A 23534-nucleotide genomic window follows, 5' to 3' on the forward strand; every position below is an offset into this window, starting at 1 on the left:
TACCTCTTCATTTTATTGTGACGGTGTTTCTTCATAATCACATTCACTGTTTGTACACTGAATTTGAACACCTTTTTTCAATTTCTTCTCCACTAATAATGCACTACATTTCGGACAAGGTCTACTAATCGGCTTATCCCATGATACGAAGTCACATTCCGGATACTGATTGCATCCGTAAAAAATGCGCTTTGTTTTGGATTTACGCTCAACAATTTCACCTGTCTCACATGAAGGACATTTAACATCGATCGGTTTTACAATCGCTTTTGTGTTGCGGCAATCCGGGAAGTTTGAACAAGCCATAAATTTACCGTAACGTCCAAGCTTGAATACCATTGGCGCACCGCATTTTTCGCAGTCTTCTCCAGCTGGCTCATCTTTAATTTCGATTTTTTCCATTACTTCATCCGCATATTTCACCCGTGGTTCAAAGTCTTTGTAAAATTCATCGATGACATTTACCCATTGTGTAATGCCTTCTTCAATTTCATCAAGATTGTGCTCCATCTGTGCGGTAAATTCAATGTTGATGATTTCCGGGAAAAATTCCAATGTTGCCTGATGAACGATTTCTCCGAGTTCAGTCGGCACAAAGCGTTTCGCATCTAGCTGCACATAACCGCGCTTTTGGATAGTATCCAGTGTTGGGGCATATGTCGATGGACGGCCTATGCCTAACTCTTCCAATGTCTTTACTAGACGCGCTTCTGAATAGCGAGGAGGTGGCTGAGTGAAGTGCTGCTTCGGTTCGATTTCAAGCGACTTTACTTTATCTCCGATTTCCATTTCAGGTAAAAGCTTATTTGTTTCTTCTTCCTGATCGTCTGTGCCTTCAATATAAAGCTTCATAAACCCGGCAAATTTCACTTGAGAACCATTCGCACGGAATAATACATCATTGTTTTGCAAATCAACTGTCACGGTATCAAGTACAGCTGGTGCCATTTGACTTGCGATAAAGCGCTCCCAAATTAAACGATACAATCGCAGCTGGTCACGGCTTAAAATAGCTTTGAGCTCCTCTGGTGTACGCATTGCACTCGTTGGGCGAATCGCTTCATGGGCATCTTGTGCATTTGCCTTCGCTTTCGCCTGCTTTTGCTCTCCGGCAATGAAATCTTTGCCGTATTTTGTTTCGATATATGACTTAGCCTCTGTTTTTGCTGTATCAGAAATACGCGTTGAATCGGTACGCATATACGTAATTAATCCGACAGCACCCTCTTTTTTGCTTAGCTCAATACCTTCATAAAGCTGCTGTGCAAGCATCATTGTCTTCTTAGCGCGGAAGTTTAACTTACGTGCAGCTTCCTGTTGAAGTGAAGAAGTCGTGAAAGCCGGAGACGCATTGCGTTTCCGTTCTTTTTTTACAACATTCATCACTTCAAACTCTGAGCCTTTTACACCTTTTAAAATATCTTTTACTTGTTGTTCATTTGTTAATTTAATTTTTTCTTTGCCGTTTCCGTAATAAAAGGCATCGAATTGCTTTTTGTTTTTCTCGAAGCTTGCTTCGATCGACCAGTATTCTTCCGGCTCGAAGTTTTTAATTTCATTTTCACGGTCAATAATCAAACGCAATGAAACAGATTGTACACGTCCTGCCGACAAGCCCTTCTTAACCTTTTTCCAAAGGATCGGACTAATATTGTAGCCTACTAGACGGTCTAAAATACGACGTGCTTGCTGTGCATCGACTAAATCCATATTAATTGGACGCGGGTGCTTGAAGCTCTCTAAAATTGCTTCTTTCGTAATCTCGTTAAATACGACCCGGCAATCTGAATTAATATCAACGTTTAAAGCAGTGGCTAAATGCCAGGCAATTGCTTCCCCTTCACGGTCTGGATCGGCTGCGAGATAAATCTTTTTCACTTTTTTTGCCGCTGTTTTCAGTTCCTGAAGTACAGGACCTTTACCGCGAATCGTAATATATTTTGGATCATAGTTATTTTCGGTATCGATTCCCATTTGACTACGTGGTAAATCACGTACATGTCCAATCGAAGCTTTTACTTTGTATTTTTTTCCTAAATATCGTTCAATTGTTTTCGCCTTTGCAGGTGATTCAACAATTACTAAATAATCTGCCATCTGTTGTCCTCCTTATAGAGGTATAGTTATTTTTCTTATATTCACTCACATGAAGCTGTCCATGTTTGTCAAAGCTTTTCCTGTTGCAAAATGTATAACAGATTGGCTAATATTGCAACTTTTTTTCAACGTGATTTTGAAAACAATTGGATTTCCTCTAAGATTTGAAAGCCATCCCACACTGGAATTGCGCCTTCTTTTATTAATTTATTTGTCCCTCTTGACTGCTCGCTAAAAATATTTCCCGGCACTGCAAAAACATCTTTTCCTTGTTCAAGAGCAAGCTCCGTTGTTATAAGTGTTCCGCTTTTCAGTGCGGCTTCCGTAACGACCAGCGCTTCGCTCAATCCGCTAATAATACGATTTCGTGCAGGGAAATGCCATTTTTGCACACCGACATAGGGTGGATATTCTGTTACAAGTAAATGCTCATGTGCCATAAATGCATTTAGCTCTTTATTTTGAGGCGGATAACTATGGAAAAAGCCATGGCCTAAAACACCTATTGTCTTTCCACCATATCGGATTGTTGCTTCATGTGCAAGTCGGTCTGCTCCTTTTGCAAGACCGCTCACTATAACATATTGCTCACGAATTAGCGGGGGAACAATGAAATTCAACGCGTCCTCACTATAGCTAGTCGCTGCCCTTGAACCGATGACCGCAAGCATTTTCGGTCTGTTCAGTAACTGAATATCACCTTTAGCATAAATAACAGCAGGTGCATCGAACAGTTGTTTTAAGCGTTCCGGATATAAAGGATTCGTATAGGGAATGGCCGTTATATTATGTTGGCCATAATAAGTTGCCATCGACCTTGGTATGAGCTCTTTATAATATTTTATGAGCTGTGAGGCTTTTTCTTCTTTTATATTTAGCTGGACCGCTAAAAATTTTGGCGAAATATGCAATATTTCGTCGAAATCATCTGTAATTTTCATAAAATTTCGGACTTTTTTCCAGGAGAGGGGAAGAATATAATGCAGTTTCAATAATTGTTCATTTATTGGGTTGGTCATTTCGACACTCCTTTTTAATAGAAGAAATTCAGATGACCGCAGTTTTTAATTGTGAGGTAAGCATTGTGTAAAACATAGTGTAGCCAATGAATTCGGGCTCATAACCCGTTTATGGAACCTAATATATGGAGACATATGAAAAAGATGTAGCGAGGCGACCGCTACATCTTCCATTTTAATGTGTTTTACAAGCTTCGTACAAGCCTTTTTCTTGGATTACTTTAATCAGTGTTTCACCGATTACAGAAGGCGTCGGAGCTACTTCAATACCCGCTGCATTCATTGCTTTGATTTTCTCTGCAGCTGTTCCTTTACCGCCGGAAATAATGGCACCTGCGTGACCCATACGCTTTCCTGGAGGAGCTGTTTGGCCACCGATAAAGCCTACTACCGGTTTATTCATGTTTTCCTGGATCCATTCAGCAGCTTCTTCTTCCGCTGTACCACCAATTTCACCAATCATGACAACCGCATAAGTTTCCGGGTCTTCATTGAATGCTTTTAAGCAATCGATAAAGTTTGTCCCATTTACCGGGTCTCCCCCGATTCCTACCGCCGTTGTTTGACCAATACCTGCCTGAGTCAGTTGGTGTACCGCTTCATAAGTTAATGTACCAGAACGTGAAACTACGCCTACATGTCCTTTTGTATGAATGTAGCCTGGCATGATACCGATTTTACACTCATCAGCAGTAATAACACCCGGACAGTTTGGACCAACTAAACGTGTTTTCTTGCCTTCCATATAGCGCTTTACTTTAACCATATCAAGTACCGGAATATGTTCAGTAATACAAATCGTCATATCCAAATCCGAATCAACTGCTTCAATAATAGCATCAGCCGCAAATGGTGCCGGTACGTAAATAACAGATACATTTGCACCTGTCGCATCGACTGCTTCTTGTACTGTATTGAATACAGGAACACCTTCGATTTCAAGGCCACCTTTACCTGGTGTTACCCCTGCAACGATTTTCGTTCCGTATTCAAGCATTTGTTTTGTATGGAAAAGGGCTGTTTCCCCAGTAATCCCTTGTACGATTACTTTTGTCTCTTGATTAATGAACACACTCATGCCGTTACCCCGCCTTCAGCTTCAACTAATTTCACGATTTTTTGTGCGCCGTCCGCCATTGAGTCAGCTGCCACAATGTTTAAACCAGATTCATTTAACATCTTTTTACCTAGCTCTACGTTAGTCCCTTCCAAACGTACTACTAATGGAACTGCCAAACCGACTTCTTTTGCAGCCGTGATAACACCACTTGCAATGATGTCGCACTTCATGATTCCACCAAAAATGTTAACGAAAATTCCTTTTACATTTTTGTCTGATAAAATAATTTTAAAAGCTTCTGTTACTTTTTCAGCTGTTGCACCGCCCCCAACGTCAAGGAAGTTTGCGGGTGATCCGCCGTAGTAACTAATCGTATCCATCGTCGCCATAGCAAGACCTGCACCATTTACCATACAGCCGATATTGCCGTCTAACGAAATATAACTTAAATCATATTTAGATGCTTCAATTTCTTTTGGATCTTCTTCATCGAAATCGCGTAATTCTACGATATCTTTATGACGATATAAAGCGTTTGCATCAAAGTTGAATTTTGCATCAAGCGCCACTACCTGGTCATCACCAGTTACAACTAGCGGGTTGATTTCTACTGTAGATGCATCTTTATCGATAAATGCTTTGTAAATACCAAGCATTAACCCTACTGCTTTATTTACTAGCTTAGCAGGGATATTCATATTGAACGCCATACGACGCGCCTGGAAAGCATTTAATCCTGTAACCGGGTCAATCACTTCTTTGAAGATTTTTTCCGGATTAGTCTCGGCTACCTCTTCGATATCCATACCACCTTCTTCAGAACCCATCATTACTACACTAGAAGTTGCACGGTCTAATACTAAACTTAAGTAATACTCTTTTTTAATGTCCGAACCTTCTTCTATATAAAGACGTTTTACTTCTTTACCGTCTGGACCTGTTTGGTGAGTTACTAAAATTTTGCCTAACAATTCTTTAGAGAAAGAGCGAACTTCATCGAGGTTTTTTGCAATTTTAACGCCCCCCGCTTTACCGCGGCCCCCTGCATGAATTTGTGCTTTTACTACTGTTACGTTTGATCCAAGCTCTTTTGCTGCTTTTACTGCTTCGTCTGGTGAAAACGCGACACTTCCTCTTGGAACCGCTACACCGTATTGTCTTAATATCTCTTTCCCTTGATACTCATGGATATTCATGATACATCCTCCCATCGGACATTTGGAAATTATTCTACTAACATAATCTATTTTATACAATTATTCAGACAATGTCTATATTTGTCACACAAGCAATTTTTAGTTTGCTTTATGTCAAAATATTCTTTGTATAGATATTTTCTAATTTTCCGAAAGATATACTCTACATAAAAATAATAAAATACCGGTTATTTATTTTTAGAAGTTAACTTCTGCTTTTCGTCCAAATGATAAATAAAGGCAAAAACTTCGGCCACTGCTTGGTAAAGTTCTTCCGGGATGGATGTGTTCAAATCAAGCTGGCCCAACAGTTCCACCAAGTTGGGGTCTTCATAAACAGGTACTTCATGCATTGCTGCTTTTTCTAATATATTTTCCGCAATTTTCCCTTTTCCTTTCGCGACAACTGTCGGACCACTGCTTTTCTGCGGATCATAGGAAAGGGCGATCGCTTCTTTTCGTATATATTTTTTTTCGGTCATACGCGGATATCTACCCCTCCTTGCTCGTCTTCTTGCTGATTTGACAGTTTTGTGACAGTTTTTCCTGCTTGTTCTCCAAAAGGTTTGATAAACAGTCCGGATAATGTATAGTCTTTTTCCAGCAACCCTGCCTTTAACGTTCCTTTCAGGGAAGTCGCCAACGAATCTAAATTTGGCATATCATTATATATATTAATTGTGACGACACGGTTTTGTACTTGCATATCGATTACAGTCTGTTGCAAGGTTTCCATATTTAAATAAAATAGAATGCGGGCAAAATTGGCATCAATTTTACCATCATCTTTCATACGACCATTCCATTGCAATGTGGCATCCATTTTCTTGCCGAAGAAATCCAACGGCACTTGCATGACAAGCTGATGCTGATGTCCGTTTTCCCCTGAATTGAGCTGCATCCCATTTAGTCTGGCCATCACCATTTCAGCGGCATCCTTTATTGCAACCGGTGTTTGGACATCTTGAAGTAGCGCTAATAATTGCGGCTTTATTTGTTGGGCAATTGCCTGTATATCCCCTGCCTTATTCGCCAGCGCCGCCTCATAGCTGACGCCAAGCCCTTTTAAGACAGTCTTTATTGCCTGTTCCATCGCACGACTATCAACCGCAGCCTGTACTTGACCTTCTGCTTGTGTGAGCGCACTTTGCATCACAGGCTGCGGACTGTCAGCCGTCACTTTCACTAAATTGCGCAACAGCTGATCGGCAATCGGTAAATTTGTCTCTGGCTTCAGTAACGTGAGCAATTGATCCTTCGCGGACAGCCCTTGATCATTTTGCATAAATAATCGCGTCGTTACATTTTCACTGTATGCGTTTGTCAGTTGCTGCCGTAGTTGATTTACCAATACTTCAACAGCTGGCTTTGAAGCCGGAATCTGTTCAAAACGTGACAGTAATTGCTGTAGTTGCTGCTTTTGCGTTGACGTTAATAAGCTTTCATTACTAATCCATGCTTTTACTTGCTCTAACATCGGTTTTATTTGTTCAGGGTTCGTTTGCCCGAGCTGCTGCAGCATTTGGCCCGCCCCTTTTAACAGCGGTGTTGCAGCAGCCTGTAATGGATTCATCGTCTGTTGGTTTCCTTGCTGATTTACCGTTTGCCAATTTTGCAAAGTTGCATTTTGCGGTAAAATACCCGCTTCTTTTAATACCGTCAGCGATTGAAGTTTCGATGCAATCGATGAATTATTATCCAGTAAATTTTGAGTCGCCCTTGCAAGGAGGATACCGCCTGTTTCATTGTTCAACGGCTTTGCCAGCTGGTCAATTTGCTGTAATAGCGATGATTTGATCGTTTCATTCCCTCCAGATTGAGATGCCAAGAGCTGCGCCAAATTGGCTAAATTTGCCGACATGCCATCTGTTTTGATTCCTTGAGTCAATGCTTGAAATACGGTATTTGTAAAAGGCATTTTCAGCTCCACCATTCGCTGCAGTGCGTGAAGTGCATTATTCTTATCTACTCCTGCAGGCAAGTTTTTCATCCAGCTTTCCGCGGCTATGAGCTGTTCTTTTGCAAGGGGTAACTGGGCTTTCATAAAATGCGAAAGTACTTGCTGCATTTCACTCGATTTCGGCAAATTCATTGTTTCAAGCAGCTGGGACATCTGCTGGCCGGCTGTCATTGATTGCGACATCGGTCCAGTTACTACTTTTAATTCTGTTTGCGGATTTGTCGCTGTCACCTGAAAAAAATGTGCATCGCCTAGCTTTAAAGGTACTTCCAGCTTTGCCATGAGCTTTTGATTGCCCACTTGGACTTCTGCCATCTGATTTGGGTAGAGCTGCTTAATCGTCCCGTGAAATACCTGATCCTGTCTTAACGATAATGGCTGGTTTGCTGTTACTTGCTGCGAAGTATTAGTTTGGATTGCATTAAACGATGAGAAGTTCATGCCGTTACTCCCTTCTTTGAAGCATTGATTTAATCGGTTCAAATGTTTTTCGATGATGTTCTGTCGGTCCATATTGGGCAATTGCTTCCAAGTGCTGCTTTGTTCCGTACCCGGCATGCTGCGCAAAACCGTATTGCGGATATTCGCAATCCAGCTTTTCCATATAGTCATCACGTGCCGTTTTCGCTAAAATAGATGCTGCTGCGATTGACAGGCTGCGTGCATCCCCCTTTATGATGGATGCTTGCGGAATCGACGTCGAAAGTGTCATCGCATCAGCCAATATGAAGTTCGGTTTGACTTCAAGTGTTTCGATACTTTTTAACATTGACTGGCGTGTTGCTTCATATATATTAAGGCGATCGATTTCTTCGGCACTTTGAAAATGAACAGAATAATATAATGCATGTTTTTTAATCCGTTCAGCAAACTGATTACGTTTTTCTTTTGATAATTGTTTGGAATCGTTTACGCCAATCAGTTCCTGGCAATAATTCGGCAATATAACGGCCGCGGTTACGACAGGTCCCGCGAGTGGTCCGCGGCCTGCTTCGTCTGTGCCTGCAATATAGGCATTTTCATATGGTAAATAGCTTGCGTCAAATTGCAGTTTTTCATTATGTGCTTGTTGGAGTGCTTCTATCTTTTCCAGGCGTTTTTGAAATTGCATCCATGCTTTTTGGACGCCTGCCCGTTCATCCTTTACTATATAATCCATCCATGGCTCGATTTGTGCTGCTGTTTTTAATGCTTCTGTAATCTCTTTAATTGTTTTCATATAAAGTCCTCAAATCTATCAATCTTCTTGTTATATCGTCTACTTTTCTTATTATAAAAGAAAAAACCTTTCTCAAATAAATGAAAAAGGTTTTGACTGTCTATTATTCCACTTTATTCGTTGCTTTCTTGCTTTTTCTGGCGGTTTAGCGCGGCAGTTTTTTTCCGGCGCTCTTCATTTTCCAGCGCAATCGCTTCTTCCAATTGCTCTTTTTCAAGTTGCTCGGAAACAAAATCAAATGTGAGTTTCCCAAGATTCTGTTCACGAATGTCGCGTACAACTAATACGGACACTTGATCATAGTCAATCTCTCCGCCTTGTCCAAATACACGGCGTAACTTTCCAATTGCATCAAATGTTTCGACAAGTTCTTCGGATACTGCTGAAATTTTATAGCGTTCTTCCATGCGTGTTGGATAGTGAGTTTCTAAAAAACGTAAGCCGTATACAGCCAAGTCTTCCATATTCATAATTGTATCTTTAATCGCACCAGTCAAAGCAAGCTTATAGCCGACTTCCTGATCTTCAAACTTCGGCCATAAAATACCCGGAGTATCCAGAAGTTCAATTTCCTTACCGACTTTAATCCATTGCTGTGCTTTTGTAACACCCGGCATATTTCCTGTTTTCGCAAGGTTTTTCTTCGCTAAACGGTTGATTAAAGTTGATTTCCCGACATTCGGAATACCTACAATCATTGCGCGGATGGCACGGGGCTTCATTCCTTTTGATTTCATGCGCTCCCATTTATCCGCCAAAATCTCCTGTGCGGCCTTTGTAACCGCCTGTAAGCCTTTCCCTTCCAACGAGTTAATGGCTACTGCTTTAAAGCCTCTGTCGGCGAAATATTGAATCCAGCGGCGTGTTTCCTGCTCATCGGCCATATCTTGTTTATTTAAAACGAGCAGGCGCGGTTTTTGATGAATGACTTCATCGATCATCGGATTACGTGAAGATAATGGTAAACGCGCATCGACAAGCTCAAAAATGATATCGACAAGCTTTAAACTTTCCGATACTTGACGGCGCGCCTTTGCCATATGTCCTGGAAACCATTGAATTGTCATAATGTATAACCTCCTGTAAATTACATACTTCTATTCTCAACAAAAAAATGAGGAGTTTAAACTGCCCCCTCATTTTAGACAATATTTAATATTTATTGCGATAAATGATCCTTCATCAAATATGGGGTTGATTTCCATTACAGGGCAGACGCTTTCCGGGCAAGAATTAGAGTCAAACTTGTTTGTAACTAATTCTTTGCGCCGAGGATGGCGGCAATTTATTGCGGCCACCGCAGAAGCAACGACTTGATAAATGAGAAAGCGAAATCAACTCGCCTCCCCTCCATTCCAATCAACCGCTATGACATTTAGTTAAGTCATCCTCATCTATTGATGAAAATCCGATAAATTTTACTTTACGATTTCAATTTCGTTTAACGGCCAGAAAATGATGTTCGTATTACCGATAATTTCTTTCTGTTCGACGATTCCAATATGGCGGCTGTCTTTACTGAAGCGACGGTTATCGCCCATTACGAATACGTAGCCTTCCGGAATTACGTCCAGTGACGGATCGATATCTTTCAGCGAGAAGTCACCTGTTAAGTTGCCTTCGCTAATTTCGGCCTTATAAGCGTCCAAATACGGTTCGTCGATTGGTTCACCATTAATGTATAATTGATCATCCTTATATTCTACAAAGTCCCCTGGAACACCGATGACACGTTTAATATAGTCCTTTTGTTCAGGTGCGTGGAATACGACAATGTCAAAACGGTCGGGTTCGCCGATTTTATAGCTGAATTTGTTGACGATCATACGATCTCCATTTTCAAGGGTAGGCATCATTGAATCCCCGTCTACTACAATCGGTGTAAATAAAAAGTAACGAATAAATGCGGCAATCGCAAACGCAATCAGTAGAGCTTTCGTCCATTCCCAAAGCTCATTTTTTTCTTTTTCAGTTTTTTCCACGTAGCTATCCCCCTTGCTCATCACATTTATTGTATACGAAATATGTATATCAAGCAAAAATCTAATCTAAATTATTACATCATATTATCTATAGTTTATTGTCAAAATCACATGTTAATACACATTTTTTACTTAAAGAAAGAAAGGGACTTGTATTATACAAGCCCCCTTCTAAAAAGTTCTTATCGAATTTCTTTAATACGAGCAGCTTTACCACGTAAGTTACGTAGGTAGTAAAGTTTAGCACGACGTACTTTACCTTTACGTACTACTTCTAACTTAGCGATTTTTGGAGTGTGTACTGGGAAAGTACGCTCTACACCAACACCGTAAGAAATTTTACGTACTGTGAAAGTTTCGCTAATTCCGCCACCACGACGTTTAATAACTACACCTTCGAATAATTGGATACGCTCACGAGTACCCTCAACGATTTTAACGTGTACCTTAACTGTGTCACCTGGTTTGAATGTAGGTAAGTCTGAACGTAATTGATCTTTAGTGATCTCTGTAATAATGTTTGACATTGTTTTCTCTCCTTAGACAGATGCTCATGCACGCTAATTTAAGCCACAGCGGAACACCGTAATTCAGTGCTTACATTGAAGCACAAAATGAATCTTACCATAATTGTTTTAGGCTTGCAAGTAGTTTTGCTTTACATTTCATTCTTAATTTTTTCGATTATTTTCATTTGCTTGTCCGTTAATTCAAGAGCGTCCAATAAATCCGGTCTGCGCTCCAACGTACGCTTGAATGACTGTTCCTCACGCCACGCATCTATTTTCGCGTGATTACCTGATAGCAATATATCCGGCACTTTCATTCCTCTAAAGTCAGATGGGCGCGTATAATGAGGGTGCTCTAATAATCCTGTTGAAAATGAATCCTGAATATGTGAATCTTCCTGACCAAGTACACCCGGCAACAAACGTACAACCGCATCGATTACCGTCATCGCAGGTAGCTCGCCTCCTGTTAGAACAAAGTCGCCAATCGAAATCTCATCTGTTACTAGATACTCCCGAATCCGCTCATCATATCCTTCATAATGCCCGCAAAGGAATACTAAATCTTCTTCCTTTGAAAGCTCCTCTGCCTTCTTCTGCGTAAAGCGCTCGCCTTGTGGGCACATGAGAATAACACGTGGCTTGCGGCCTTCTGTAATGGCTTCCACCGCATTGAACATCGGTTCCGGCTTTAATACCATTCCCGCTCCGCCGCCGTACGGGTAATCATCCACTTGTTTGTGCTTGTTTTCACTGTAATCCCGGATATCAGTTACCGCTAGCTCAACGGCACCTTTTTCCTGAGCCTTTTTTAAAATCGATGACCCAAACACACCTGTGAACATATCAGGAAATAAACTTAATACGTGAATCTTCATTCCAACAAACCTTCCATTACGTGAATAACGATTTTCTTTTCATCGACATCAATATCTTTTACGATATCCTCAATGTAAGGAATGTAGTGTTTCTTACCATTTTGCGCTTTAACTTCCCATACATCGTTTGCGCCCGTTTCTAAAATATCGGTAACAACGCCGATCAGTTCGCCCTCTTCTGAAAACACTTCACAATCTTTAATTTCAAAGTGATAGTATTCATTATCTTCAAGCTCATCTTCCGCTAATTGATCCATCGACACTTTTAATAGGCCTTCTTTAAATGGTTCCACTAAATTAATGTTTTCCATTCCTTCAAATGTCACCAAGATAAAGTTTTTATGGCGTCTTGATGAACTGATCGTTACCCAAGTCGGTTTTTTATCATCTTTTTTGAATGCTGCTAGTTTTGATCCTACCGCAAAACGTTCTTCTTCAAAGTCCGTTGTCGATAAGATTCGCAGCTCTCCACGAATACCATGTGTATTTACAATACGTCCTACATTAAACCATTCCATGTATATTCCACCTTTTATAATAATTTGTTACCACATAACTTTTATATACACCGTTGTTTGGAGTGAAGGCGGCGAAGTAACATTCAAATGCCTTTTGATTTGAATGTTACTTTGCGACGAAAGCAGAGCGACAGGAGCACATGCACAATGCTTCTATGGCAACCGCAATAAACTCCTACCGTAACGGAAAACAACATTATCATAACAAAAAAAGAAGGGTTAGCAAAATGCCACCCTTCTTTTACTAATCCAATATATCGACATACGTCTTTTTCTTCTGGTGGCCGCCCGCTGCTGAGTACACAATCGTACGAATTGCCTTCGCAACACGTCCTTGCTTGCCTATTACTTTCCCTCGATCCTCTGGATGAACAAAAAGCTTATAAACAACTCGATTTGAAGTTTCGTCCGTCTCAATACGAACGTCTTCAGGATAATCGACTAACGGTTTCACAATTGCTTCAATCAGCTGCTGCATAATGCCACCTCCGAATTAATCATTGAATTATTTGCTGTATTTAGCGTTATGGAATTTTTCCATGATACCTTGTTCTGAGAACAGGTTACGTACAGTATCAGATGGTTTTGCACCATCAGTTAACCATTTAAGAGCTTTCTCTTCATCGATTTGTACTGTAGCTGGAACTGTAAGTGGGTTGTAAGTACCTACTGTTTCGATTTGACGGCCGTCACGTGGTGAACGAGCGTCTGCAACTACGATACGATAGAAAGGAGATTTTTTAGCTCCCATACGTTTTAAGCGAATTTTAACTGCCATTTTTATAGCACCTCCGAATAAGTTTCACACAAGATATTATATTAGCAATGTCTTGATGGTTTGTAAAGTGTTTTTTCTTAACACCTTATTTTTTATTTAAATAATGAATCAAAACCAGGCATTTTCATCTTCTTTTTACCTTTACCTTGAGCCATGCCTGTCATCTGTTTCATCATTTTTTTCATTTCTTCAAACTGCTTCAATAAGCGGTTCACTTCCTGAATTGACGTCCCTGAACCTGTAGCAATACGCTTTTTGCGGCTCGCCGAAATGATTTCCGGGTTTGTCTTTTCATTTGGTGTCATCGAATAGATAATCGCTTCAATGCGTCCCATCTGCTTTTCATCGACTTTGACATTGTCAAGGCCTTTCATCTTGTTTGCACCTGGAATCATTTTCAATAATTCATCAAGTGGTCCCATTTTCTTCACAGCTTGAAGTTGTTCGATAAAGTCATCAAACGTAAAGCTCTGTGTCATGAACTTTTCTTCCAGCTCTTTTGCCTTTTCCATATCAACGTTGGCCTGTGCTTTTTCGATCAGTGAAAGTACATCACCCATCCCTAAAATACGTGATGCCATACGCTCAGGATGGAATGGTTCCAACGCATCCATTTTTTCGCCCATACCGACAAATTTAATCGGTTTCTCAGTAACAGAGCGAATCGACAGTGCCGCACCACCACGAGTATCGCCGTCTAATTTTGTTAAGACAACGCCCGTAATGCCGACTGTTTCATTAAAGCTTTGTGCAACATTTACAGCATCTTGACCAGTCATTGCATCAACAACTAAAAATACTTCATCCGGCTCTTTTAAACCGCGAATGTCTTTCAGTTCCTGCATCAGCTCTTCATCAATATGAAGACGACCAGCTGTATCGATTAATACAACGTCCAAATGCTCTTCTTTTGCATGCTCGATTGCCTGACGTGCAATTTCAACAGGTGAAACATCTGTACCTAGTGAGAATACTGGCAGAGATAACTGTTTGCCTATTGTCTGTAATTGCTGAACAGCGGCTGGACGGTAAATATCTGCTGCTACTAATAATGGTTTTTTATTATACTTTTTACGTAATACATTCGCCAACTTACCTGTAGTCGTCGTTTTACCTGCACCTTGTAAACCAACCATCATAATGACAGTCGGAGGACGGTTGCTGAATTTAATCGGGCTTTGTTCGCCACCCATTAAATTCTTCAATTCATCCTGGACAATTTTAATGACTTGCTGACCAGGTGTTAGTGATTTCATGACGTCGACGCCGACTGCACGCTCACTAACTTTTTTAACGAATTCTTTTACTACTTTTAAGTTTACGTCCGCTTCGATTAAGGCAAATCGGACTTCACGCATCATTTCTTTAACGTCTTGTTCCGTTACTTTACCTTTACCTTTAATCTTTTGGATCGTACCTTGGAGTCGCTCTGCTAAACCTTCAAAAGCCAACTCGTTCGCCCCCTAATCCGATTCCTTCAGTTGTTCAACCAATGCCAGTTTCGCCTCTGTCGTAGAAGCCTCATCCATGATCGCATTCGTCAATTGTTTTAACACGATTTGACGTTGTTGAAACTTTTCGAATAAATTTAGTTTTTCTTCATATTCTTCAAGCATCGCCTCAGTACGGCGAATATTATCGTAAACAGCTTGGCGTGAAATACTATAACTTTCGGCAATTTCTCCTAACGAGTGATCGTCCAAGTAATACAGTTCCATGTAGCTACGCTGTTTATCAGTTAATAACGCTTGATAAAAGTCGAAGAGAAAGTTCATGCGTGTTGTTTTTTCAAGTAGCATTTTTATCTCTCCAATCATAATTTGTCTATCTTATCATAATCTTGTGGGCAGTTACTGTCAAGGTAATCCCCTTGTCCGTATGGATAACCTTTTTCTTTCCATCGATAAGCAAATTTAAAAAATGACGACACTCCCTCAAGAAAAAGGAAGCATCGCCATTTCTTATATAATAGGAAGATTACTATAAAGCGAAGATACTTTTACAGCGTTACACCTGTTTTAAAAATAGCCATTTCTTTAAAATTCATTCGTTCATGATTTAATGGCTCACCACTTGCAACAGCAATAATGTATTGAATAAATTCTTCCAGTACCGCATCTTCATCAATGTCATCTTCTAATATTTGCCCTGCGTTAAAATCAATCCAATGCTTTTTTTGCGCATAAATAGCACTGTTTGTTGAAATTTTCATCGTAGGTACAAATGAGCCGAATGGCGTACCACGACCTGTAGTAAACAGTACTAATTGACAGCCAGCTGATGCAAGTGCTGTACATGCTACAAGATCATTCCCAGGTGCACTCAATAAATTCAACCCGCGTTTTTTTAAACGTTCGCCGTATTTCAAAACGTCTACAATCTCAGCACTGCCCGCTTTTTGCGTACAACCTAACGACTTGTCTTCCAGCGTTGTAATCCCGCCTGCTTTATTTCCTGGTGAAGGATTTTCATAAATCGGCTGATTGTAGTCGATGAAGTATTGCTTAAAGTCATTAATAAGCGAAACAATCTTTTCAAATGTTTCTTCATCTTGTGCACGGTTCATTAAAATCGTTTCCGCTCCGAACATTTCCGGAACTTCCGTCAGCACCGTTGTGCCGCCCTGTGTTACTAAAAAGTCGGAGAAACGGCCTAGAAGCGGATTCGCCGTGATACCCGATAAGCCGTCTGAACCGCCACATTTTAGTCCGATACGCAATTCACTAATCGGAATATCTTCTCGGCGGTCATTGCGGACTGCTTCATGAAGTTCCACGAGTGCTTCTACACTTGCTTCAACTTCATCATCAACTTGCTGAGACACGACAAATTTCACACGGGAAGTATCGTAATCACCTAGTTCCTGCTTCATCTCTTCAATTGTATTATTCTCGCAACCAAGTCCTAATACAAGCACCGCTGCAGCATTCGGATGATTAATTGCATCCAGTAAAATAGTACGTGTATTTTCATGGTCGTCGCCTAATTGCGAACAGCCAAAATTATGCTTTAATACGAGTGTCGATTCAAAAGGCGCAATACTTCCTACGCGTTGCTCAAACTCCCGAATAATCATATCCGCAATACCATTCACACATCCGACTGAAGGAATAATCCACAGCTCATTCCGTATACCGACTTCACCATTGCTGCGTCGGTACCCTTTAAATGTTAAATTACGCTGCGGGTAGTTTAATGTAATATCTTTCTTGTCGTAATTATAGTTAATGATGTCCTGCAAATTTGTTTTCACATTATGCGTGTGGACAACAGTTCCTTTTGCAATATCTTCAGTAGCATGTCCAATCGGATAGCCATATTTTATAATATGTTCCCCTTTTTCAATGTTACGTGTGGCAATTTTATGGCCTCTAGTAACTTCCTGTGCCAAATTAATCTGCTCTTGACCGATGGAAAATGGCTCTCCCGCTTCAAACGCACGTAAAGCGACCGCAACATTATCAGATGGATGAATTACAATCGTTTCTTTCATAATCCCATTACCTCCTCTTCCAATTCCGCAATAAACTGTGCTGTTTGTTGTTCTTTAAATGCCGCAATTGCCTGCCCGACAAATTGTTCAAGTTGTGGAATCGTGGTTAAATCTATTCCCCAAAGATTTTCATTACGCAATACAGCCTCTAATGAGTTTGCCGTAATTTGCTCAATCGCTTCCGGAGCATCTTGCGGCGAAAATACTGCCGGTGTCTGATATAGGTAAATCCAGGCAGCCAATGATGTTGTTAAATGTTTCGGAAGTGTTTCATATTGCTTATAATACGCCAGTAACGATGGGATATTTCTAGTTTTAAACTTGGCGATTGCATTGAGTGCAATACTTTTTACGTAATGTGCAATAAAAGGATTTTCAAAGCGCTCTAAAACCGCTTGTTGATATATGATTAACTGTTCTTTGTCACCATTAATGGTAGGTATCACTTCCTGGGCAAGTAAGCGTTGAACAAACGGTCTTAATCCAGGGTGTTCCATCACTTGCCCGACTGTATCTATATTCATCAAAATAGCAAGCGGTGTTAATGCGGAGTGTGCACCATTGAGCATTTTCACTTTGCGCTCCCGGTAATAACTCAATTCTTCTACAAGCTTTACTTCAAATTTATTATTAACTAACGGAAAAGAATGAAGCGCTTCCTCATTTTCTATTACCCAAATATAATACGGTTCTGCCGAGACAAGTAATTTGTCAACATACCCAAGCTTCATCGATAATTCTTCATGTTGGCTTTTCGGGAATCCCGGTACGATACGGTCAACAAGTGTGTTGCAAAACGTATTGGCATTTGTTACCCAATCGATGAAGCTCTGCCCTAGGTTCCATGCATTTGCATAGCTTACAATCCCATTTTTTAAAGCGGTACCGTTCTGTTCAATTAATTCACACGGCAGGAAAATCAGCCCTTTTGACGGGTCTCCGCCGAATGTTTCATAGCGTTTCCATAAAAAATGAGTCACATTCGCTACAAAATTTGTTGATGGCTGTTTATCAAATGGAAGCTCTTCATAAACAATCCCCGCTTCGGTAGTATTGGATACAACATATTGGAGGTCTTCTGAAACCGCGAGCTTCATATATTCTTCGTATTGCTTTTGCAGTGATATGCTCCGTGTTACACTTTCAATCACTTGTTCATAGTTGACTCGCTTACCATTTTGAATCCCTTGCGTAACAAGTGTGTATAGGCCGTCTTGCGCATTGATTATTTCTGACGTACTTCCTGATGTTGACTGGACAATAACAATTCCTAAATCCTGTTGCTGCTGTAAATTCGCTTCATGTACAAGCCAATCAACAAAAGCACGGAGAAAATTCCCCGTGCCAAATTGGACAATACGCTCTACGACAGCTGTTTTTCGAGTATACACTTCGTTTGATAACTGTTGCATGCTTCATCCACCCCATTTAAAAGTTAAAGTAATTTTTTGCATTGTAATAGCAAATATCCTGTACTACCTTTCCAAGAAGCTCATAATCTTCAGGGAATTCTCCATTTTCAACCCATCCGCCAATAAGATCACATACTAAGCGTCTAAAATATTCGTGGCGCGTATAAGACAGGAAACTGCGTGAATCCGTCAGCATACCGATAAAGCGGCTGAATACCCCGATGCTCGCAAGTGCTTTCATCTGATCAAGCATTCCTTCTTTTTGATCATTAAACCACCAAGCTGTACCGAATTGAATTTTCCCCGGCACTTTTTCCTGGAAGCTTCCGATTATACTGGCAATAACGTAATAGTCTTTCGGATTTAATGAATAAATAATCGTTTTCGGTAATGCATCTTCAAGTGCAAGTGCATCCAGTAAACGTGTCAGCGGTACTGCGATTGGACCGTCATTAATGCTGTCATAGCCTGTATCCGGCCCTAATTCATTAAACTGACGTGTATTGTTGTTGCGGTGTGCGGAAATATGATATTGCATCGCCCAATTATATAAAGCGTATTGCTTTCCTAAAAAGATAAGCAATGCTGTTTTATATTTCGCTTCATCTTCCAGCGATACTTGTCCACCCGCAAGCCCCTTTTCAAAAATAGCACTCACTTCTTGTTCTGTCGCTTCTGCATAATAAATCGTATCCAATGCATGGTCTGATACTTTACCGCCGACTTCATCAAAAAATTGAATACGTTTTGCAAGAGCTTCTTTCAATTGTTCATAAGACTCAATTGTTTCACCGACTACTTCCGATAATGATCCAATCCAGTCCGCAAATGTCGGCTTATTGATTTCCAATGCTTTATCCGGTCTGAAACTTGGCAGTACTTTCACGTTAAACTGCTCATCTTTTTGAAGCGCGATATGATATTCAAGTGAATCAATCGGATCATCTGTTGTGCAGATTACTTCTACTTTTGAGTCTATAATTAACTGACGTGCTGTTTTTTGAGGTAGTTGTTCATTTACATTATCCCAAATAGCGCGTGCTGTTTTTTCATTTAATAGAGTTTCTTCATTAAAGAATCGGCGAAGCTCTAGATGTGTCCACTGATATAAAGGGTTTCCAATTGTATACGGAACGGTTTTTGCCCATGCTTCAAAACGCTCATAATCAGCCGCATCACCCGTTACTAGATGCTCCGGAACCCCATTTGCCCGCATCGCACGCCATTTATAATGGTCACCGTACAGCCAAGCCTCTGTTATATTTTTGAATTGCTTATCCTCATAAATTTCCTGAGGACTTAAATGACAGTGGTAATCAATAATCGGTAAATCTTTTGCATAATCGAAATACAACTTCTCAGCTACTTTATTATTCAATAAAAACGAATCACCTAAAAATGTTTTTGTCATATTCTAGTCCCCTTACTTTAATAGTAGTTCCGGAAGTTTTAACGTAATATCTGGAACAAACGTTATTAATAGTAGTATAACAATCATTGCGCCATAAAATGGAAGCATTCCCTTTGTTGCTTTTTCGATCGGTATTTTACCGATGGCACATCCGACAAACAGACACGTACCAACCGGCGGTGTTACAAGACCAATCGCTAAGTTCAGAATTAATACAACACCGAATTGAACCGGATCCATACCTGCTTCGATTGCTACCGGCAATAAAATTGGTGTCGCAATTAAAATTAACGGTGCCATGTCCATAAACATACCTAATACTAATAAAATGACATTAATAATTAATAATGTAACAAAATCGTTCGGTGAAACAGCCAATAACGTTTCTGTAACCATTGCAGGTACTTTTAAAAATGCAAGCAGCCAGCCGAATGCTGAAGAAGCTGCAATTAAAAACAGTACCATCGACAATGTTTTGACAGTACGTTTCAGAATGTTCCCCATCGCCGAAATCGGCACATCTTTATAAACGAAAAATGAAATAATAAACGCATATAATGCACCGATTGCCGCAGATTCTGTCGCTGTGAAAATACCGGATAAAATACCCCCGATAATAATAACCGCTGTAAACAATCCTAATAAACCTTCGCGTACAATTTTAGGTACCTCTTCACGCTTAATCGGTTCACCTTTTGGATAATTACGCTTTACTGCAATCGCATATGCAAAAATCATTAAAATTAAGCCTAATGCAATACCCGGAACGATTCCCCCCATAAACAATGCACCAACCGATACACCACCGGCAGCAGTAGAATAAATAATCATATTATGACTTGGTGGAATTAAAACGCCTTGTGCAGCACTTGAAATTGTAACGGCAACAGAATATTCCGCATCATATTTTTGCTTTTTCATCATTGGGATTAATACAGAACCAATTGATGATACGTCCGCTACAGCAGAACCGGAAATACCGCCAAAAAACGTTGATGACAAAACGTTTACCATCGCCAAGCCCCCGCGCACTTTACCGACAATAACATTTGCTAAATTAATTAAACGGCGTGAAATACCGCCTTCATTCATAATTTCCCCGGCTAAAATGAAAAATGGAATCGCTATAAGCGAAAAACTGTTCAATCCGCTTACCATTCGCTGTACAATTGCCGCTAAATCAATCCCTAAATAAATCGTAGTGACAAAAGACGAAACCGCCAGACATAGTGCAACCGGTACACGTAAAAGTAATAACACTACAAATACTGCAAGTAATATTGCAATCCCCATTATTTAGCCGCCTCCATCGCTTCTTTGGCATCGTCATCAAAATCTTCATGAATCGCATCTTTAAAGAACATTTCAATCCCGTAAATGAATGTTAAAATACCACTGACAGGAATCGCACTGTATAAAATACTTTGCGGCAATCTTGTACCGGCCATTAATGAGCCATGCATTAAAAATGTAAAACGGAAGCCGTAATAGATAAAAATGATACTCATTGCAACTACCAATACTTTAGTGATGAGATCGATTTTCTTTTGAATGCCCTTTGGCATCAAACCTACAAATACCCCTACCCCAATATGTAAGTTGTCTCTAAATCCGATTGCAATTCCAATAAAGGCAATCCAAATTAATAAAAGCAATGCCAATTCTTCCGTCCATCTCGGTGTGAAGTCTAAAAAGTTACGTGTAAATATTTGATAGATGATGATCAGTGTCATCGCAATAACCATCGTTCCTAAAATATAATCTAGGCTGCGGTCTAAAATACTTTTTGCCTTTTTTATAGTAGCCACTCGATAGCCCTCCCCTTTATTTTACTTAACCAATGATTGAATCTTCTCTAAATTTTCTTTAAACTGTTGCCCGTATTTTGCGTAGATTGGTTCAACTGCTTCTTGCCAAGGTGTCACATCATCGATGACAGTAACTGTATTACCGGCATTTCGCGCTTCAAGTAAAGACTTTTCTTCCAGTGCTGCCCACGCTTCTCGTTGCACGACTTGTGATTCCAATGCTGCTTCCTTAAAGATTTCCTTATCTTCTTCGGATAACGTATCCCAGAAAGCTTTCGAAGCTGTCAAAACTTCCGGTACACCAGAATGTCCGTCCATCGTTATGTATTTAGCCACTTCAAAATGATTTGTCGTGTAATAACTTGGGAAGTTGTTTTCAGCACCATCAATTACCCCTGTTTGAATTGCCGAATATACCTCACCATAAGACATTGCTGTGGCAGAAGCTCCTAATGCCTCAACCATGTCAATATTTAAACTTGATTGCTGTACTCTTATTTTTAGTCCTTCTAAATCTTCCGGTGATTTTATTTCGCGAACCGCATTATAGAAGTGGCGGTTGCCTGAATCGTAAAAAGCCAACCCTTGTAAATTCGATTCGCTTAATCCATTTAATAATGTCTCGCCGATTTCACCATTCAATACTTCCCACTTATGCTCATCATCCGAAAATAAGTATGGTAACGATAAAACACCTAATGAGTCCGAAAATTCCATTAAAGGACTGCCATTAATCCGTGCCAGTTCAATCGCCCCTACCTGCATTAATTCAATGGCACTCTTTTCGTCACCAAGCTGACCTCCTGTGTAAACTTCCACTTTGTAACGTCCATCTGTTTTTTCTTCTATCAATCTCGCAAATTCATAATCGCCGACGGAAGTAGGATAATCATCTACCTGGTTCTCGGCTAAAATGATTGTTCGAGCTTCTTCAGAAGAATTACAAGCAGTTAAAAATATTGTTAATGCAAGTAATAGCATTAAAACCCCTTTTGTTTTCATCATTTCTCCCCCTTGTATGCGGTTACATTTAGCTAAAACGTTTTAGTAAAACGTTTTATTAAAAAATAATAAATTATCTTCAATACATTTGCAAGGATAATTCTTAATTTTTAGAATATTATTCTTAAAAAGTATTTTGTATAATATAAGAGGACCTGTTCTTAATACAGTTCCTCAATCGTTATGAATCCTATACTAAAATCGGATCAAACCGGTATGAGGATAATAATTCTTCTGTGTAGCCGCTTTTTTTGATTTGCAGGAACAAATGAACCGCTTGTTTCGCCATTTCTTCTGTTGGCTGTTCAATCGTTGTCAATTTTGTAGACATAAATTTAGCTAATGGCATTTCATCAATTACAGCAATACCGATCTTCCCCAAAAGATCTGGAGCATGTTCTTTTAAGTAATGTAAAATTGCGAGCAGCATACGGTCATTTCCGGCTATGATTCCATCCAGGTTGACTTCTGTAAGCAACTGATTGAATTTTTCCGGCAAGTTTTCCGTTGAAGTGGCGATTACTTGATGTTCTCCGTATGCTACCCCCCTCTTTTTCATCGCTTGGCGGAAACCTTCCAACCTTTCAAGACGAGGCGTAATATTTTGTTCAATCGAGCCTGCCACAATTGCTAAATTTTCATAGCCCTTATTCATCAGTTCCCCAACTGCGAGCTCGATTGCTTTTTCATTATTCAGTAGAACACTTGGTATTTTCACGTCGGCAATCATACGATCTAAAAAGACAACCGGTATATTACTGTTATACAAATAGTCGTACAAGTCTTTGTTATTGCCTGTAGGAAAAAGAATAAATCCTTCTACTTGCTTTGCGAGCAGCAAATCAATATGTTCACGCTCCAATTTCGGGTTATCATTTGCGTTGCACACAATGACCTGAAAGCCGTGCTGCTGAAAATGACGCTCTAAATGATGGACGATATGTGTAGTAAACGTGTACATAATATTAGCGACAATAATCCCAATTGTTTGTGTCCCTTTGTTTTTCAGGCTTCGTGCTAAAATATTTGGCCGGTAGTGCAGTTTTTCAACGGCTAACTGGATTTTTGCCCGTGTTTCAACACTCATATACTCGTAGCGCTGATTCATAAATTGTGAAACGGTACTGACCGAAACATTTGCTTCCTTAGCAACGTCGGCTATTGTTACTTTTTTCATTTTTATCTCCTTTTG

At 40.1% G+C, this 23534-nt stretch carries 23 protein-coding genes; all 23 read right to left on the reverse strand.

Going from position 1 to position 23534, the window contains the following annotated elements:
* Nucleotides 1-12 precede the first annotated feature (12 nt).
* Nucleotides 13-2097, reverse strand: coding sequence for a type I DNA topoisomerase (topA, locus tag M3166_RS09135; RefSeq protein WP_251689356.1), 2085 nt, complete (start codon nt 2095-2097; stop codon nt 13-15).
* Nucleotides 2098-2222: 125 nt separating this feature from the next.
* The gene (dprA, locus tag M3166_RS09140) at nt 2223-3116 is read right to left on the reverse strand and encodes a DNA-processing protein DprA (RefSeq protein ID WP_251689357.1); all 894 of its coding nucleotides are present in this window, start codon (nt 3114-3116) and stop codon (nt 2223-2225) included.
* Nucleotides 3117-3291: 175 nt separating this feature from the next.
* Nucleotides 3292-4194 (reverse strand): succinate--CoA ligase subunit alpha, encoded by a 903-nt coding sequence (gene sucD, locus M3166_RS09145; protein WP_251689359.1) that lies wholly within the window; start codon nt 4192-4194, stop codon nt 3292-3294.
* On the reverse strand, nt 4191-5372 hold the full coding sequence (gene sucC / locus M3166_RS09150; RefSeq protein WP_251689361.1) for an ADP-forming succinate--CoA ligase subunit beta: 1182 nt from the start codon (nt 5370-5372) through the stop codon (nt 4191-4193). Before sucC ends, sucD begins: the two co-directional genes overlap by 4 nt.
* A gap of 188 nt (nt 5373-5560) precedes the next feature.
* Nucleotides 5561-5854, reverse strand: a complete 294-nt coding sequence (locus tag M3166_RS09155; RefSeq protein ID WP_251689363.1) for an EscU/YscU/HrcU family type III secretion system export apparatus switch protein — start codon at nt 5852-5854, stop codon at nt 5561-5563.
* On the reverse strand, nt 5851-7773 hold the full coding sequence (locus M3166_RS09160) for a hypothetical protein (protein WP_251689365.1): 1923 nt from the start codon (nt 7771-7773) through the stop codon (nt 5851-5853). The genes M3166_RS09155 and M3166_RS09160 overlap by 4 nt, the downstream gene beginning before the upstream one ends.
* Nucleotides 7774-7777: 4 nt before the next feature.
* Nucleotides 7778-8551 (reverse strand): ribonuclease HII, encoded by a 774-nt coding sequence (locus M3166_RS09165; RefSeq protein WP_251689367.1) that lies wholly within the window; start codon nt 8549-8551, stop codon nt 7778-7780.
* 113 nt (nt 8552-8664) lie between these two features.
* A complete protein-coding gene (gene ylqF, locus M3166_RS09170) occupies nt 8665-9618 on the reverse strand; it encodes a ribosome biogenesis GTPase YlqF (RefSeq protein ID WP_251689369.1) in 954 nt (317 codons plus the stop codon).
* Nucleotides 9619-9969: 351 nt separating this feature from the next.
* On the reverse strand, nt 9970-10533 hold the full coding sequence (lepB, locus tag M3166_RS09175) for a signal peptidase I (protein WP_251689370.1): 564 nt from the start codon (nt 10531-10533) through the stop codon (nt 9970-9972).
* A 182-nt stretch (nt 10534-10715) separates the two neighbouring features.
* Nucleotides 10716-11060: a 50S ribosomal protein L19 gene (gene rplS, locus M3166_RS09180; RefSeq protein WP_008403308.1), complete on the reverse strand. Its 345-nt coding sequence runs from the start codon at nt 11058-11060 to the stop codon at nt 10716-10718.
* Between the two features lie 131 nt (nt 11061-11191).
* Nucleotides 11192-11920, reverse strand: a complete 729-nt coding sequence (trmD, locus tag M3166_RS09185; protein WP_251689372.1) for a tRNA (guanosine(37)-N1)-methyltransferase TrmD — start codon at nt 11918-11920, stop codon at nt 11192-11194.
* Nucleotides 11917-12438, reverse strand: a complete 522-nt coding sequence (rimM, locus tag M3166_RS09190) for a ribosome maturation factor RimM (RefSeq protein WP_251689374.1) — start codon at nt 12436-12438, stop codon at nt 11917-11919. The genes trmD and rimM overlap by 4 nt, the downstream gene beginning before the upstream one ends.
* 244 nt (nt 12439-12682) lie before the next feature.
* Nucleotides 12683-12916 carry a KH domain-containing protein gene (locus M3166_RS09195; RefSeq protein ID WP_008403311.1) on the reverse strand — a complete coding sequence of 78 codons (234 nt, stop codon included), beginning with the start codon at nt 12914-12916 and terminating at the stop codon, nt 12683-12685.
* Between the two features lie 27 nt (nt 12917-12943).
* Nucleotides 12944-13216 (reverse strand): 30S ribosomal protein S16, encoded by a 273-nt coding sequence (gene rpsP, locus M3166_RS09200; RefSeq protein ID WP_008403312.1) that lies wholly within the window; start codon nt 13214-13216, stop codon nt 12944-12946.
* 92 nt (nt 13217-13308) lie between these two features.
* Nucleotides 13309-14667 carry a signal recognition particle protein gene (gene ffh / locus M3166_RS09205; RefSeq protein WP_251689376.1) on the reverse strand — a complete coding sequence of 453 codons (1359 nt, stop codon included), beginning with the start codon at nt 14665-14667 and terminating at the stop codon, nt 13309-13311.
* A gap of 12 nt (nt 14668-14679) precedes the next feature.
* Nucleotides 14680-15015, reverse strand: a complete 336-nt coding sequence (locus tag M3166_RS09210) for a putative DNA-binding protein (RefSeq protein ID WP_251689378.1) — start codon at nt 15013-15015, stop codon at nt 14680-14682.
* 200 nt (nt 15016-15215) lie between these two features.
* The gene (locus tag M3166_RS09215; RefSeq protein WP_251689380.1) at nt 15216-16709 is read right to left on the reverse strand and encodes a UxaA family hydrolase; all 1494 of its coding nucleotides are present in this window, start codon (nt 16707-16709) and stop codon (nt 15216-15218) included.
* The gene (locus tag M3166_RS09220) at nt 16706-18121 is read right to left on the reverse strand and encodes a tagaturonate reductase (protein ID WP_251689383.1); all 1416 of its coding nucleotides are present in this window, start codon (nt 18119-18121) and stop codon (nt 16706-16708) included. The genes M3166_RS09215 and M3166_RS09220 overlap by 4 nt, the downstream gene beginning before the upstream one ends.
* Before the next feature lie 16 nt (nt 18122-18137).
* Nucleotides 18138-19532, reverse strand: coding sequence for a glucuronate isomerase (uxaC, locus tag M3166_RS09225; protein WP_251689385.1), 1395 nt, complete (start codon nt 19530-19532; stop codon nt 18138-18140).
* A gap of 12 nt (nt 19533-19544) precedes the next feature.
* On the reverse strand, nt 19545-20825 hold the full coding sequence (locus M3166_RS09230; RefSeq protein ID WP_251689387.1) for a TRAP transporter large permease: 1281 nt from the start codon (nt 20823-20825) through the stop codon (nt 19545-19547).
* The gene (locus M3166_RS09235; RefSeq protein WP_251689388.1) at nt 20825-21340 is read right to left on the reverse strand and encodes a TRAP transporter small permease; all 516 of its coding nucleotides are present in this window, start codon (nt 21338-21340) and stop codon (nt 20825-20827) included. Before M3166_RS09235 ends, M3166_RS09230 begins: the two co-directional genes overlap by 1 nt.
* A 21-nt stretch (nt 21341-21361) precedes the next feature.
* Nucleotides 21362-22342 carry a TRAP transporter substrate-binding protein gene (locus tag M3166_RS09240; protein WP_251689389.1) on the reverse strand — a complete coding sequence of 327 codons (981 nt, stop codon included), beginning with the start codon at nt 22340-22342 and terminating at the stop codon, nt 21362-21364.
* 190 nt (nt 22343-22532) lie between these two features.
* Nucleotides 22533-23519, reverse strand: coding sequence for a LacI family DNA-binding transcriptional regulator (locus M3166_RS09245; protein ID WP_251689391.1), 987 nt, complete (start codon nt 23517-23519; stop codon nt 22533-22535).
* Nucleotides 23520-23534 lie beyond the last annotated feature (15 nt).

The organism is Solibacillus isronensis (genome assembly GCF_023715405.1).
GTDB lineage: Bacteria > Bacillota > Bacilli > Bacillales_A > Planococcaceae > Solibacillus > Solibacillus isronensis_B.

What these genes read in the sequence shown, in the direction of transcription:
- topA (WP_251689356.1), bottom strand. Translation starts at nt 2,097, where the DNA reads ATGGCAGATTATTTAGTAATTGTTGAATCACCTGCAAAGGCGAAAACA.
- dprA (WP_251689357.1), bottom strand. Translation starts at nt 3,116, where the DNA reads ATGACCAACCCAATAAATGAACAATTATTGAAACTGCATTATATTCTT.
- sucD (WP_251689359.1), bottom strand. Translation starts at nt 4,194, where the DNA reads ATGAGTGTGTTCATTAATCAAGAGACAAAAGTAATCGTACAAGGGATT.
- sucC (WP_251689361.1), bottom strand. Translation starts at nt 5,372, where the DNA reads ATGAATATCCATGAGTATCAAGGGAAAGAGATATTAAGACAATACGGT.
- M3166_RS09155 (WP_251689363.1), bottom strand. Translation starts at nt 5,854, where the DNA reads ATGACCGAAAAAAAATATATACGAAAAGAAGCGATCGCCCTTTCCTAT.
- M3166_RS09160 (WP_251689365.1), bottom strand. Translation starts at nt 7,773, where the DNA reads ATGAACTTCTCATCGTTTAATGCAATCCAAACTAATACTTCGCAGCAA.
- M3166_RS09165 (WP_251689367.1), bottom strand. Translation starts at nt 8,551, where the DNA reads ATGAAAACAATTAAAGAGATTACAGAAGCATTAAAAACAGCAGCACAA.
- ylqF (WP_251689369.1), bottom strand. Translation starts at nt 9,618, where the DNA reads ATGACAATTCAATGGTTTCCAGGACATATGGCAAAGGCGCGCCGTCAA.
- rplS (WP_008403308.1), bottom strand. Translation starts at nt 11,060, where the DNA reads ATGTCAAACATTATTACAGAGATCACTAAAGATCAATTACGTTCAGAC.
- trmD (WP_251689372.1), bottom strand. Translation starts at nt 11,920, where the DNA reads ATGAAGATTCACGTATTAAGTTTATTTCCTGATATGTTCACAGGTGTG.
- rimM (WP_251689374.1), bottom strand. Translation starts at nt 12,438, where the DNA reads ATGGAATGGTTTAATGTAGGACGTATTGTAAATACACATGGTATTCGT.
- M3166_RS09195 (WP_008403311.1), bottom strand. Translation starts at nt 12,916, where the DNA reads ATGCAGCAGCTGATTGAAGCAATTGTGAAACCGTTAGTCGATTATCCT.
- rpsP (WP_008403312.1), bottom strand. Translation starts at nt 13,216, where the DNA reads ATGGCAGTTAAAATTCGCTTAAAACGTATGGGAGCTAAAAAATCTCCT.
- M3166_RS09210 (WP_251689378.1), bottom strand. Translation starts at nt 15,015, where the DNA reads ATGCTACTTGAAAAAACAACACGCATGAACTTTCTCTTCGACTTTTAT.
- M3166_RS09215 (WP_251689380.1), bottom strand. Translation starts at nt 16,709, where the DNA reads ATGAAAGAAACGATTGTAATTCATCCATCTGATAATGTTGCGGTCGCT.
- M3166_RS09220 (WP_251689383.1), bottom strand. Translation starts at nt 18,121, where the DNA reads ATGCAACAGTTATCAAACGAAGTGTATACTCGAAAAACAGCTGTCGTA.
- uxaC (WP_251689385.1), bottom strand. Translation starts at nt 19,532, where the DNA reads ATGACAAAAACATTTTTAGGTGATTCGTTTTTATTGAATAATAAAGTA.
- M3166_RS09230 (WP_251689387.1), bottom strand. Translation starts at nt 20,825, where the DNA reads ATGGGGATTGCAATATTACTTGCAGTATTTGTAGTGTTATTACTTTTA.
- M3166_RS09240 (WP_251689389.1), bottom strand. Translation starts at nt 22,342, where the DNA reads ATGAAAACAAAAGGGGTTTTAATGCTATTACTTGCATTAACAATATTT.
- M3166_RS09245 (WP_251689391.1), bottom strand. Translation starts at nt 23,519, where the DNA reads ATGAAAAAAGTAACAATAGCCGACGTTGCTAAGGAAGCAAATGTTTCG.